Annotated in this window: 14 protein-coding genes; all 14 read right to left on the bottom strand. The window is 46.0% G+C overall.

The features are described 5' to 3' along the window. Positions 1-54 precede the first annotated feature (54 nt). The 14 genes from pgpA to RH46_RS03425 all read right to left on the bottom strand — a co-directional run bounded on the left by pgpA (position 55) and on the right by RH46_RS03425 (position 12,639). A complete protein-coding gene (pgpA, locus tag RH46_RS03490; protein ID WP_006878023.1) occupies positions 55-561 on the bottom strand; it encodes a phosphatidylglycerophosphatase A in 507 nt (168 codons plus the stop codon). Positions 562-574: 13 nt separating this feature from the next. Beyond that, on the bottom strand, positions 575-1,540 hold the full coding sequence (gene thiL, locus RH46_RS03485; RefSeq protein ID WP_006878022.1) for a thiamine-phosphate kinase: 966 nt from the start codon (positions 1,538-1,540) through the stop codon (positions 575-577). Between the two features lie 77 nt (positions 1,541-1,617). Further along, positions 1,618-2,085, bottom strand: a complete 468-nt coding sequence (nusB, locus tag RH46_RS03480; protein ID WP_005473507.1) for a transcription antitermination factor NusB — start codon at positions 2,083-2,085, stop codon at positions 1,618-1,620. Further along, entirely contained in the window at positions 2,085-2,555 is a 471-nt protein-coding gene (gene ribH, locus RH46_RS03475) for a 6,7-dimethyl-8-ribityllumazine synthase (RefSeq protein ID WP_005440184.1), read from the bottom strand. The genes nusB and ribH overlap by 1 nt, the downstream gene beginning before the upstream one ends. A 190-nt stretch (positions 2,556-2,745) precedes the next feature. Next, positions 2,746-3,855 carry a bifunctional 3,4-dihydroxy-2-butanone-4-phosphate synthase/GTP cyclohydrolase II gene (gene ribBA / locus RH46_RS03470; protein WP_006878021.1) on the bottom strand — a complete coding sequence of 370 codons (1,110 nt, stop codon included), beginning with the start codon at positions 3,853-3,855 and terminating at the stop codon, positions 2,746-2,748. A 59-nt stretch (positions 3,856-3,914) separates the two neighbouring features. Continuing rightward, the gene (locus RH46_RS03465; RefSeq protein ID WP_006878020.1) at positions 3,915-4,568 is read right to left on the bottom strand and encodes a riboflavin synthase; all 654 of its coding nucleotides are present in this window, start codon (positions 4,566-4,568) and stop codon (positions 3,915-3,917) included. 2 nt (positions 4,569-4,570) lie between these two features. Next, entirely contained in the window at positions 4,571-5,677 is a 1,107-nt protein-coding gene (gene ribD / locus RH46_RS03460; protein WP_006878019.1) for a bifunctional diaminohydroxyphosphoribosylaminopyrimidine deaminase/5-amino-6-(5-phosphoribosylamino)uracil reductase RibD, read from the bottom strand. A gap of 12 nt (positions 5,678-5,689) precedes the next feature. After that, positions 5,690-6,139, bottom strand: coding sequence for a transcriptional regulator NrdR (nrdR, locus tag RH46_RS03455; protein WP_006878018.1), 450 nt, complete (start codon positions 6,137-6,139; stop codon positions 5,690-5,692). Positions 6,140-6,243: 104 nt separating this feature from the next. Continuing rightward, positions 6,244-7,494 carry a glutamate-5-semialdehyde dehydrogenase gene (locus RH46_RS03450; RefSeq protein ID WP_006878017.1) on the bottom strand — a complete coding sequence of 417 codons (1,251 nt, stop codon included), beginning with the start codon at positions 7,492-7,494 and terminating at the stop codon, positions 6,244-6,246. Between the two features lie 11 nt (positions 7,495-7,505). Next, on the bottom strand, positions 7,506-8,639 hold the full coding sequence (gene proB, locus RH46_RS03445) for a glutamate 5-kinase (RefSeq protein WP_006878016.1): 1,134 nt from the start codon (positions 8,637-8,639) through the stop codon (positions 7,506-7,508). Between the two features lie 166 nt (positions 8,640-8,805). Next, positions 8,806-9,195, bottom strand: a complete 390-nt coding sequence (gene crl, locus RH46_RS03440) for a sigma factor-binding protein Crl (RefSeq protein WP_006878015.1) — start codon at positions 9,193-9,195, stop codon at positions 8,806-8,808. Positions 9,196-9,297: 102 nt separating this feature from the next. Continuing rightward, positions 9,298-10,545, bottom strand: coding sequence for an esterase FrsA (frsA, locus tag RH46_RS03435; protein ID WP_006878014.1), 1,248 nt, complete (start codon positions 10,543-10,545; stop codon positions 9,298-9,300). Positions 10,546-10,644: 99 nt separating this feature from the next. Then, positions 10,645-11,109, bottom strand: coding sequence for a xanthine phosphoribosyltransferase (gene gpt, locus RH46_RS03430; RefSeq protein WP_004744887.1), 465 nt, complete (start codon positions 11,107-11,109; stop codon positions 10,645-10,647). A gap of 240 nt (positions 11,110-11,349) precedes the next feature. Beyond that, positions 11,350-12,639, bottom strand: a complete 1,290-nt coding sequence (locus RH46_RS03425) for an NCS2 family permease (RefSeq protein ID WP_006878013.1) — start codon at positions 12,637-12,639, stop codon at positions 11,350-11,352. Positions 12,640-12,915: the final 276 nt, after the last annotated feature.

Below are 12,915 nucleotides of genomic sequence, written 5' to 3'. Positions count from 1 at the left end.
ATCTCGAAGCGAAGCGTTCTAACATCTCGTAGGGCGAAGCCCGGTCTCGAATCTTTAAACAAGCCAGCCCGCGTACTTACCCACCAGATAAAGCGCCACACCAGCCATTACACCAGCAACAATGTCATCGAGCATAATGCCAAGTCCACCGTGTACTCGTTTATCCAGCCAGCCAATTGGCCACGGTTTTACCATATCGAAGAAACGGAACAGAACAAAACCTGTCAGCAGCCATTTCCAGTCAAATGCAGATAAATTAAATAGCGGCACCACCAGCATGGTAATCCAAAAACCAGCAAACTCATCCCAAACAATAGAGCCGTGATCGTGGACCCCCATATCATCTGACGTTACCTGACAAATCTTAATACCAAGGATGCAAGAGGTAACGACAGCGATGATATAGAGCGGTAACGGCAGTTGCACTAACAGCAGATAAAACGGGATTGCTGCCAGTGTTCCCATGGTTCCGGGTACAAGTGGCGACAAACCACTACCGAATCCCGTTGCCAGTAAGTGCCATGGATTTTTTAAAGAGATGAGAGAAAGAGGATTTGTCATAGCTGGTTATATCTTACTTAAAGTGATCGTAGCCGCTTAGGTGCCAGTCGATTGGTTTGCCATTATTATGCAATTCAAAAGTACCCTGAGGGCGAATTTGTCCGATACATGTGATCTTAGCGCCACAATGCGCCAGTGCACTTTCAATTGAGCCCTTGTTCTGCTCAGGCACGGTGAAGCAAAGTTCATACTCTTCACCACTCGTTAAAGCGTATTGCTGGGCGGCCGTAGTGCTACCTACGAACTGAATCAGTTCATTAGAAACAGGAAGCTGAGCAACGTCAAGGCTTACCCCAACCTGAGAGCGCTGCAATATATGTTTGATATCAGATATCAGGCCGTCAGAAATATCGATGGCAGAACTGGCCAGATTGAGTAACGCCTGACCAACCAGCACTCTTGGTGTCGCCAGATAATGACGTTTTTCCAGTTGCCCGGCAAAAGGTTTACTACGCAAACTGTTATCTAACACAACGTCCAGACCAGCTTTGCTGTCCCCCAGATCTCCGCTAACGTAGACCCAGTCTCCAACCTGCGCTCCGTCCCGGCGCAACGCTTTATCTGCATCAACCAAACCCTGAACGGTTAAAGTAATGCTTAACGGTCCTTTAGTGGTATCACCACCAATCAGCTGTATGCCGTAGTAATCCGCCAGCTCAAAAAATGCATTACAGAAAGGCGCGAGCCAGGCTTCATCAGGTTCAGGCATCGTTAAGGCAAGAGACACCCAACTTGGCGTCGCTCCCATCGCTGCAAGGTCACTAATGTTAGAGGCGAGAGCTTTATGAGCAACCCATGCAGGGTCTGCTTGAGAGAGGAAGTGAGTCCCGGCAACAAGGGTATCAGTGCTGATCGCGACAGAGAGGTTTTCCGGTACCTTAACCAGGGCACAATCATCACCAGCAGCAAGAACAACGTCTTTGCGCTGCTTTTGACGGTTAACAAAATACTTTTCAATCAGATTAAATTCACCAGACATACTATGACCGTTAAATTATTGAGTGTTTGGACATAAAAAAGGTCAGCATATGCTGACCTTTTTATAATCAAAATCGATTATTTCTTACGTACATGGGGTGCTGCTTTATCTAGCACACCATTAACAAACTTATGGCTTTCTTCTGCCGCGAACACTTTTGCAAGTTCAATCGCTTCATTGATTACCACTTTGTAAGGTACATCTTCACGACGCGTCATTTCGTACATAGCCAAACGAAGAAGCGCTAGCTCCATCATGTCCAAATCTTGCATTGGGCGGGCTGTGTATGGACGAATCTTACTATCTAGTTCTGTGTGACTTAGCACAACACCTGTTAGTAGGTCACGGAAGTATGCAACGTCTGTGTCTGGAGTAGATAGTGCAGGCTCTGATGCATGATGTTCTTCTTCATCATACTTACCACCTGACAAAAACTGCTCCTCGATCGTAGCAACATTTTCTTTAGTAATTTGCCAAGAGTAGATCGCTTGTAGAGCGAATCGACGTGCATTACGACGTGCGGCTGGTTTCACACTGGCCCCCATTAGGAATCGATTTCTGAAAGAACGTTAATCATCTCAAGTGCGCTTAGTGCAGCCTCTGCACCTTTATTACCAGCCTTGGTTCCTGCGCGCTCAATTGCTTGGTCAATTGTATCAACGGTCAGAACACCAAATGCTACTGGAAGACTGTATTCCAGAGACACTTGTGCAAGACCTTTGTTACATTCACTACAAACATAGTCAAAGTGTGGTGTACCGCCACGAATTACTGTACCAAGTGATACGATCGCATCGTATTTACCTGTTTTAGCTACGCGCTGAGCAACAAGTGGAAGCTCTACAGCACCAGGACAGCGAACAACAGTAATGTTGTCTTCGCTTACTTGACCATGACGCTTTAAAGTATCGATTGCACCAGACAATAGACTTTCGTTAATAAAACTGTTGAAACGAGAAATAACGATAGCAATTTTTGCGTTTGGCGCTGGGAAGCCACCCTCGATCACTTTCATAAGCCTTCCTTTAACTATGTTCATCAAGTGAGAATCGCCGGATTCTAGCACAAATCTGTGAGCAATATCTAATAGAAATTTAACAGAACTCGTACCTGACAGCTAAAGCATTTATCTGGTACGAAATTTTTGGCCCCACAATCACAGTGAGGCCTTCAGTTGGATAATTGACGTCGTTAGGCGAGGCAAATTACTCGCAAATATACTCGACGACATTCAGGCCAAAGCCGCCCAACGCGTGGTACTTCTTGTTCGTTGATGACAGCAGACGCATATCGTGAACACCAAGGTCAGCAAGGATCTGTGAACCCACACCAACACGACGTGACGTGCCTTGTTTCTTGGCCAGAGTCGGTGCCTGACCTTTGTCTTGCGCTTCAAACATCTTAACGCGATGGATAAGAAGATCCGTTGACTCTTCATTACCCAGAATAACCAACACACCACCGTCTTTGCCAATACGCTTCATCGCCGCATCCAGAGTCCAGCTGCGTTCGGCATTACGGTCACTGTGCAGAAGGTCGGTAAAGGTATCTTGCAAGTGAACACGAACAAGTGGCGCCTCACCGTCAAGATCGCCTTTGCATAGCGCGTAGTGAATTTGGTTATCGATCGTGTCGCGGAAAGTCACCAGATTAAACTCACCAAACTCCGTCGGTAGCTTACATTCAGCAACGCGCTCAATCGTCGTTTCAGTATTGTTGCGGTATTCAATCAGGTCAGCAATGGTACCCAGTTTGATATCGTGCTTTTCAGCAAAGATTTCCAAATCTGGACGTCGAGCCATAGTGCCATCATCATTAAGGATCTCAACAATAACACCTGAAGGTTCTAAACCAGCCAGACGAGCTAAATCACAGCCAGCTTCTGTATGACCAGCACGCGTTAGTACCCCGCCCTCTTGAGCCGCTAATGGGAAGATATGACCAGGCTGAACCAAGTCTGCAGCCTTAGCTTCTTTCGCTACTGCAGCCTGCACGGTACGCGCACGGTCTGCGGCTGAAATACCCGTTGTCACACCCTCTGCCGCTTCAATCGAGACAGTAAAGTTAGTCGTGTACTGAGCATTATTGTCTTGCACCATAGGCGGTAGACCCAGACGCTCACAACGCTCTTTTGTCATGGTTAGGCAGATCAAACCACGGCCATGAGTCGCCATAAAGTTAATCGCTTCTGGAGTGACATGCTCCGCAGCCATAATTAAATCGCCTTCGTTTTCACGGTCTTCGTCATCCATCAGGATAACCATCTTACCCAGGCGAATATCATCAATAATTTCTTGTGGCGTACTAATTGGCATTTTTGTATTCCTATCTTGGCTTCTAGCGGCTAATTAATTCGGTCGGCTCAACACCAGACCTAGGCAAATCCATTTTGCTGTAAAAATTCCATGGTAATGCTGGATTCTGGTTGTTGCTCTTCGCGACTAGTCAGTAAGCGCTCCATGTAACGAGCCAACACATCCACTTCAAGGTTCACCTTGCGGCCAACCTGAAAGTCAGCAATTGTCGTTTCTTCACCAGTGTGAGGCACAATAGTGAGCTTAAATTGGTTTTTACGCAGAGCGTTGACCGTCAGGCTAATACCGTCGACGGTAATCGAGCCTTTTTCAGCAACATATTTCGCGATATCACCAGGCATCGAAACCCAGAACTCGATCGCTCGGCCAACCATATTACGCTCTACAATTTCACCGACACCGTCGACGTGACCAGAAACGATATGACCACCAAACCGGGTGGTTGGCAGCATTGCTTTTTCAAGGTTAACCTTGTCGCCTGCTGAATAGTCAGTAAAACCTGTCTTATCAAGAGTTTCCAATGACAGGTCTGCGCTATAACTGGTTGAGTTGAACTCTACCACAGTCAAACAAACGCCATTTGTCGCGATACTATCGCCGAGTTTTACATCGCTCATATCGAGCTTGCCGACGTCTACCGTCACACTAATATCTTCGCCCTTCGGCGTGATAGCAGTCAGCGTACCAACTGCTTCTACAATACCTGTAAACATGATTACATTTCTTTCTTTACTATGGTGGCAACAATACGGATATCACTTCCCACCTGTCTAATATCTTTTATATCGAGCTCAATAACCTCGGCCATTGACTCAAGACCAAGTGCGCCCAGCAACCCTCTGCCATCGCTACCCATAATTTTAGGCGCTAAGTAGAGCACGAGTTCGTCAACCAGATCAGCTTTAATCAGGCTCGATGCCAGCGTTGCTCCGGCCTCAACCCATAAGTGATTGATATTATGTTTGTTGGCTAAATCAGCGAATGTCGCTCTCAAATCGACTTGATGCTCGGTGTTTAACTGCAGTTCTACATCGCCCTGCTCTGCAACAATTAAGCGTCCACCTTCAGTGTTAAACAGCTTTAACTCCGGAGTTAACAGGCCTTGTCTATCGAGAATCACTCGTACAGGCTGACGCAGTTGCTGCTCAGGATAGTGACTCTGCACCGATTGAGGTAGATCATCCCAGCGAACATTGAGTGATGCGTTATCATCAATAACGGTTTTGCTGGTCGAGAGAATCGCGCCGCTTTGTGCACGATATTTTTGTACGTCCTGGCGCGCTTTTGACGAGGTAATCCACTGGCTCTGGCCGTTGGCCAATGCTGTTTGTCCATCCAGGCTGGCTGCCATTTTCAACTGAACAAATGGCATGGCTGTCTTCATGCGCTTGATAAACGCAGGATTGAGGTTAATAGCATCTTGCTCCAGCAGACCGACTTCGACTTCAATACCCGCGTCACGCAGCATCTGAATGCCTCGTCCCGCCACTTGTGGATTGGGGTCTTGCATCGCACAGATAACTTTAGCGACCTTGGCTTTAATCAGACCCTCTGCACACGGAGGGGTTCTGCCGTAATGTGAGCAAGGCTCCAGAGTAACATAAGCAGTCGCACCGACAGACTTTTCACCGGCCATACGTAGCGCATGAACTTCGGCGTGGGGCTCTCCGGCTCGATAGTGAAAACCTTCACCAACTATCTCACCATCGCGAGTTATAACGCAGCCAACATTAGGGTTAGGCGCCGTGGTATAGATGCCTCCTTTTGCTAACTCAATAGCCCGAGACATCATTTTAAAATCCTGAGAGGTAAAGGTGGTCATTGAGTGCAGCCTTTAGTCTTCTAGTCGTGCAATCTCTTCACCAAACTCTCGAATATCTTCGAAGCTGCGGTAAACAGAGGCGAAACGAATATAGGCGACTTTGTCGAGCTCTTTGAGCTGATCCATGACCAGGTTACCAATCATCTCGCTAGGCACCTCACGTTCACCTGTCGCACGGAGTTGTGACTTAATCATACTGATGGCAACATCGACTGCATCAGCACTTACCGGACGTTTCTCAAGTGCGCGCTGAAGGCCCCCGACCATTTTATCTTCGTTAAATGGTTCGCGGTTTCCATTAGATTTGATCACACGAGGCATCACCAGTTCAGCGGTTTCAAATGTTGTGAAACGTTCACTACACGCAAGACACTGTCTGCGGCGACGAACCTGATGGCCATCGGCAACCAAACGAGAATCAATTACTTTAGTATCGTTCTCAGAGCAAAAAGGACAATGCATATCACCTCCATATAAGTGACAGACAGTTTAGCGGATTAAGTATTCTTAAGAAAAGTAAAAGGGGCTAGTTAGCCCCTTTTTCAATCAATGTTTGCCGAGATTTGTTAACTGCGCGGCAAGTAGTTAGCTTTACCAACCCATTTGTAGCTGGTTAGCTCTTCAAGACCCATAGGGCCACGAGCGTGCAGTTTCTGTGTTGATACCGCTACTTCGGCACCTAAACCAAACTGAGCACCATCAGTGAAACGAGTTGACGCGTTAACGTATACCGCCGCAGAACCAGCTGAGTTAATAAATAGCTCCGAGTTAACCAGGCTATTAGTCATAATCGCATCTGAGTGGCTAGCATTGTGGACACGCATATGGTCAATGGCTTGTTTAACATCAGCAACCACCTTCACACCTAGTGTGTAGCTCAACCACTCAGTATCGAAGTCACCCTCTGCCGCATCGCGTTGCTGCTTGGCAGCGCTCATAAACGGTTTTGCACTAGACTCAACCACAAATGTCACCTGGTCGTTCATACGCTCAACCAGCATTGGCAAGAACTCAGCCGCCACCTTCTCGTGTACTAGCAAAGTATCAAGTGCATTACATGCTGAAGGTCGCTGGACTTTTGAGTTCTCCACAACGTCGAGAGACTTAACTAAATCTGCACTTTCATCAACAAAGATATGGCTAATACCGAAGCCACCAATAATCACGGGGATATTGCTGTTTTCTTTACACATTTTGTGTAGACCAGCACCACCACGAGGAATAATCATATCCACGTAATCATCCAGTTTTAGCAACTGAGAAACCAGTTCACGATCTGGTTTTTCAATGTACTGTACCGATGCTGCAGGAAGCTCAGCTTTCGCTAATGCAGATTGGATAACCTTAACTAACTCCATGTTAGAGAAGAAGGTCTCTTTACCGCCACGAAGAATACTCGCGTTTCCGGTTTTAAGGCACAGAGCTGCAATATCGATGGTTACGTTCGGACGAGCTTCGTAGATAACACCAACAACACCAAGAGGTACGCGACGGCGAGACAGAGTCATACCGTTTTCCAGTACCTTACTGTCTAGCTCACTACCAACCGGGTCATTAAGACTGATCACATTACGTACGTCATTCGCGATACCAGCTAAACGCTCTTCATTAAGAAGTAGGCGGTCAAGTAAAGCATCAGTCATACCCGCTTCGCGACCTTGAGCAATATCTTTTGCGTTAGCGGCTAAAATGGTTTCCGCATTGGCTTCTAATTCATCAGCAATAATTGCCAATGCCTGGTTTTTTTGCGCTGTTGAAGCAGTCGCTAGTTGGAACGCCGCTTCTTTAGCAGCGACACCCATAGAAATCAGTTCCACTTTCTCTTTCCTTATTCTTGGATTACGACCATATCATCACGGTGCAGTACTTCGTTGCCGTAGTCGTACCCGAGTATTCCAATAATATCTTTACTGTGCTTACCAACGATCTTCGCCATATCCTGGCTGGAGTAACTTGCGATACCACGTGCAACCAGTTTGCCTTTAACATCAGTCACGCGAACGACGTCGCCACGAGCAAACTCTCCACTAACCTTGGTCAAACCTTTAGCCAGTAAGCTACTGCCTTTACCTACCACGGCATTCACCGCACCATCATCAATGACGATATCACCAGACGCAGCAGGTCCTGCAAGAATCCAACGCTTGCGGTTTTCTAGTGCTTCGGCACAAGGCAGGAAGCGTGTGCCTTGTGGCTGCTCGCCTAAAGAGTCGAACACTACGTTTGGCGCACTACCCGCGGCAATAATCACTTCAATACCTGCGCGACGAGCAATATCAGCAGCCTGCAGCTTAGTCGCCATACCGCCAGTACCTAGCGTTGTACCACTGCCACCCGCAATTTTACGCAGGGTGTCATCAATGGTTTTTACTTCTTTGATCAACTCAGCATTTGGGTCTTTGCGAGGATCAGCAGTAAACAGACCTTTCTGGTCAGTCAGAAGTAATAGCTTGTCTGCACCACACAGAATGCCAACCAAAGCTGACAAGTTATCATTGTCACCAACTTTGATTTCACTGGTTGCTACAGCATCATTTTCATTCACTACTGGAATAATATCGTTTTCAACCAGAGCATTGATGGTGTCACGCGCGTTTAGGAAACGTTCACGGTCTTCTAAATCAGCACGGGTTAGCAGCATTTGGCCAATTTTTAGTCCATAGATAGCAAACAATGACTCCCAAGTCTGAATCAGCTGACTTTGACCAACGGCAGCCAATAACTGCTTGCTGGCCATTGAGTTGGGCAGTGCGGGGTATCCTAAGTGTTCGCGTCCTGCTGCAATTGCGCCAGACGAAACCATCACAACTGAATGGCCTTGCTTTTTAAGTTCTGCACACTGACGAACTAACTCAACCATATGAGCTCGATCTAACGCTAGCGTGCCACCTGTTAAAACACTTGTACCTAATTTCACCACCACTGTCTGAGACTGTGATGCTTTTCCGCTTTCTTGATTCATTGCCTTTCTACTATGAAATAAATAAAAACCCTCACAATCCAACTCTATGCTTTGTGCGAGTAAGATCGATTAGACCTGATGTTTTAGCAATCAAATGGCAAATTCACAAGCAGAAAAGGCGCTAAAAAGCGCCTTTTTGGTCAACAGAGATGATAAGCAGGGAAAATTAGACGAATTCAACCGACTCTTTATGCATTTCCACTGGTATGGCGAATTCCTTTTCCAGTGTTTCTAATAGCTTTTGGTGGAAGGCTTCCTGAGTTCTGGTGACATCTTCGACCGCTTTTTTAGGCAACGCTTTTTCTTGCCACTCACCTGTCACGTCATACAGACCAGTGCGATAGCGCGCTTCAAACAGATCTTCATTTTTCTCAAGCTCTAACCACCAGCCCCAAAACTCACGTTGTTCCGGTGATTTTTTGTCGTTCACACAGACAGATAAACAATCAAAGATATATAAGCTATCGGTGCTCTGTGCTTCTCGTAAATAAGGACCAATAGCTCTTAGGGTAGATAACAAACGGTAGTGCGTTGGACTTTTCGTCGGTTCAGACATATGAATCTCCATATTCATTGACTTATTTTTATCGACCACTCGTCAGGACTTAAAAGTCTGGGTAGTCGATATGTTTAAGTGTTGTCTAAATTACCAAAAATGTCATCTAATTAGCTCGTCCTCCAACCACTTTATCGCTAAATCGAGGGATTGCTCATAGCCTTGTGTAATTGTCTTAGCAGTAATTTTCTTTGCTTTACCGTAGTCACTAAAAAGTGCTACCAGCTGATTGTCACTAAATGGTGAGACCGGATCATTCTCTAAACTCATTGCCAGGATTGGCACGCGAGTCTTACGATTCGATAGAATCCCCTGAACTTTTAATGACCACGCCATCAACTGACCCGCAAGACTGTTAATATCAACGGCACTCTTACCTAAGCGTGAAGCCAGTACATCCAGATACATCTTAGGCATTTGCTTTAACTTAGCTGGCGATGACAGAACATCGTGAATGGGCGCACCTAACGAGACACAGGCTTTGATCTTATCCTGCTCCATAAACGACAAACGCACCATAGCGTTACCGCCAAAACGAAGACCGATTAAACCCACTCGATGATGATCAACCCAAGGAATACTGTACAGTTCATTTAGAACGACCTGATGCAAACACGAAGAATCCTCGGTCAGGTTCCAGTGCACATTGTGACCAATAGAAGGCATGTCGACAGTCAGCATGGCGATGTTTTTCTTCGCCAGATGATCACGGAATAAACTCCATAGATCCGTTTGCAAGCTGTCTAATCCTGCACTAACCATAACGACCGGTTGAGGCTTCTCAGTACTGGTTAGGTGCAAGTGAGCAACGATCTTCTTGTTTTGATAAGGAACTTCGATTCGCTTAACAATGTAGCCGGTCTTTTTGCTCGCTTCAGCGTAGGCATTGCTGGCTAGCACCTGTGCCTGGGTAGCAAGGCGATCATTTTTAAGGTGTGGGTAACCAGCTATGCTAAAACAGAGTGATGCATTAAACATTTCATCTGCAGCCGCTTCTCCCTTCAATTTATGTGAACGCTTCTGATGCAGCATGCCAAGCTTTGTCCACTCATAGGTCCAGTTACCACTGTGATAGCCCATCACGGTATCTAGCCAGTCATCATGAGTGCGTGAGTGCTTCGAGGCGGCAATTTTTGCCAGTACTGCTTCTATTTCGATAGGGTCTAATCCCTGCCAAGCCCACTGCATACGGCGTAGGTTACGGTACCATTTGTAACCATCTTGCTGCTGTTTCTCTTCTAAGAAGCTCTCGCTCGTTGGCATATACTGGGTCAACGCAGAAGTCTCTCTTGCCTGTTTATGGTTAGCAAAGAGCGTTTCTGAGAGATTCTTACTGACTTCCTCGGACATTAATACAACCTAATTAAAATCATTTCCTAAATAGTAATAAAAAAAATGACCCAATAAAGGGTCATTCATCAATAATTTGCCGAGTTATCAATCTGGCGACTACTTTTGCTTGCGGTTGATTGGCTCAATGTACTGAATTGACATATCCCAAGGTTGCTCAATCCATGTGTCCTGAGCGATATCCACTACGTAGTCATCCAGCAGTTCAACACCTGCAGGCTTAGCACAAACTGCAATCAGTTTTGCTTTCGGGTACATTTCACGCAATTTACGCGCTGTGTCACCACTGTCTACTAGGTCTTCAACGATTAGGAAACCTTCACCGTCACCCTCTGGTGCTTTAACTACTGTCATATCACGCTGGTGATCATGATCGTAGCTAGAGATACAGATAGTATCAACATGACGAATACCCAGTTCACGGGCAAGGATTGCACCAGGAACAAGACCGCCACGGCTCACTGCCCAAATACCTTTCCACTGCTCTGCTGGCATCTGTTTTTCAGCCAGTTCGCGACAAAGTGTGTGCATTTGGTCCCAAGTGATGATGAATTTTTTACTCATTGTAATAACCTAATAATTTTTAAAATCTGCATCCCAGCAACGCGTCGAGAAACTCAGGACGATTGCACCAGACATGTCTGGGGAAAAGCTACGCAAACGATTATTTTAACGGATGCGTCTTACAATACCAATGGGGAATATCTCCCAATTACAAAAATAATCGCCATAACAGTTGCGCTGTTATGGCGAAAAATAGTGCATTTGTAGCTAACTAGCGAACGAAATCACTAGCTTAGTTGTTTAAGCGACAAGATACTTAATGATAAATACTGCAGATAGAACCCAAACGCTAATGGATACATCACGACCTTTACCACTTAGTAGTTTGATCGCAGCGTAAGAGATAAAGCCAAGTGCAATGCCTTCAGCAATAGAGTAAGTCAGAGGCATCAGTAAACAAGTCACAACGACTGGAGCCGCTTCCGTTAGGTCACGCCAGTCTACGCTTACCAGGCCAGACATCATCAGAATAGCGACATAGAATAGCGCGCCAGCTGTTGCGTACGCTGGAATCATTCCTGCTAATGGCGAGAAGAACAGCGCTAACAGGAACATCACACCAACAACAACCGCAGTCAGACCAGTACGGCCACCAGCTGCAACACCCGCTGTCGATTCAACATATGATGTAGTACTTGAAGTACCGATCATCGCACCCACAGAAGTAGCCGTTGAGTCAGCAAGAAGTGCTTTGCTCAGGCGAGGTAGTTTTCCATCTTCTTTAATAAGGTTAGCTTTGCTCGCTACGCCAACTAACGTGCCAGCAGTGTCAAACAGGTCAACAAAAAGGAATGCGAATACCACTGAAATCATACCGACTTCAAATACGTCAGCAATATTCATCTGCATAAACGTTGGCGCTACGCTTGGTGGAGTAGACATGATACCGCCCCACTGAACGTCACCAAGCATCAAGCCAAGAGCTGTGATAATCAGGATTGCAATCATTACCGCACCACGAACGCCGCGATATACCAGACCGATCGTCAGGAAGAAACCTAGTGCAGCAAGTGCTGGTTGTAAGCCAGTGATATGACCAAGACCAACTAGCGTTGCTGGGTTATCAACGACGATACCTGAGTTTTGCAGACCAATGAAAGCCAGGAAAAGACCGATACCTGCGGAGATACCGGTACGCAGTGCCATTGGGATTGAGTTAATAATCCACTCACGGATCTTAAAAACACTCAACGCCATGAAGATAATACCTGAGACAAACACCGCACCTAGCGCTACTTGCCAAGAGTGGCCCATGCCTAAAACCACACCGTAGGTAAAGAAGGCATTCAAGCCCATACCTGGAGCTAGTGCAATTGGGTAGTTAGCAACAAAGCCCATGATAAAACAGCCAATTGCTGCTGCAAGACAGGTCGCTACAAACACAGCACCTTTATCCATACCTGCGTCAGCTAGCATTGCTGGGTTTACAAAAATGATGTAAGCCATCGTCAGGAAAGTGGTAATACCGGCGATAATCTCAGTTTTAACGTTAGTGCCGTTCTCACTGAGCTTGAACAGTTTTTCGAACATGATCGAATCCTAAAAGGGTAAAAAGTAAACGGTTGCGTAATCGATTGGCTCGAATTATAAAGTCATCAAATAGTAAATTCCAGATAGAATTATGACTCTAATCAATATTTCTTACTATGAAGTGACATTTCAAACAAAAGACATTGGGAGGTAGGTGTGATTTTTTCTTCCATATCAGTCATTAAGGTTGAAATTGCCGATATTTTCAAAAAGATGTTTTTTTGCACTATGTCGTAAACTTTCAGCGTCAATTTAGCGATATCAGCTCTAAATAGT

It is taken from the genome of Vibrio brasiliensis LMG 20546 (assembly GCF_000189255.1).
Lineage (GTDB): Bacteria > Pseudomonadota > Gammaproteobacteria > Enterobacterales > Vibrionaceae > Vibrio > Vibrio brasiliensis.
Note: the sequence above shows the minus strand (reverse complement) of the source record. Positions and strands in the feature narration are given on the sequence as shown.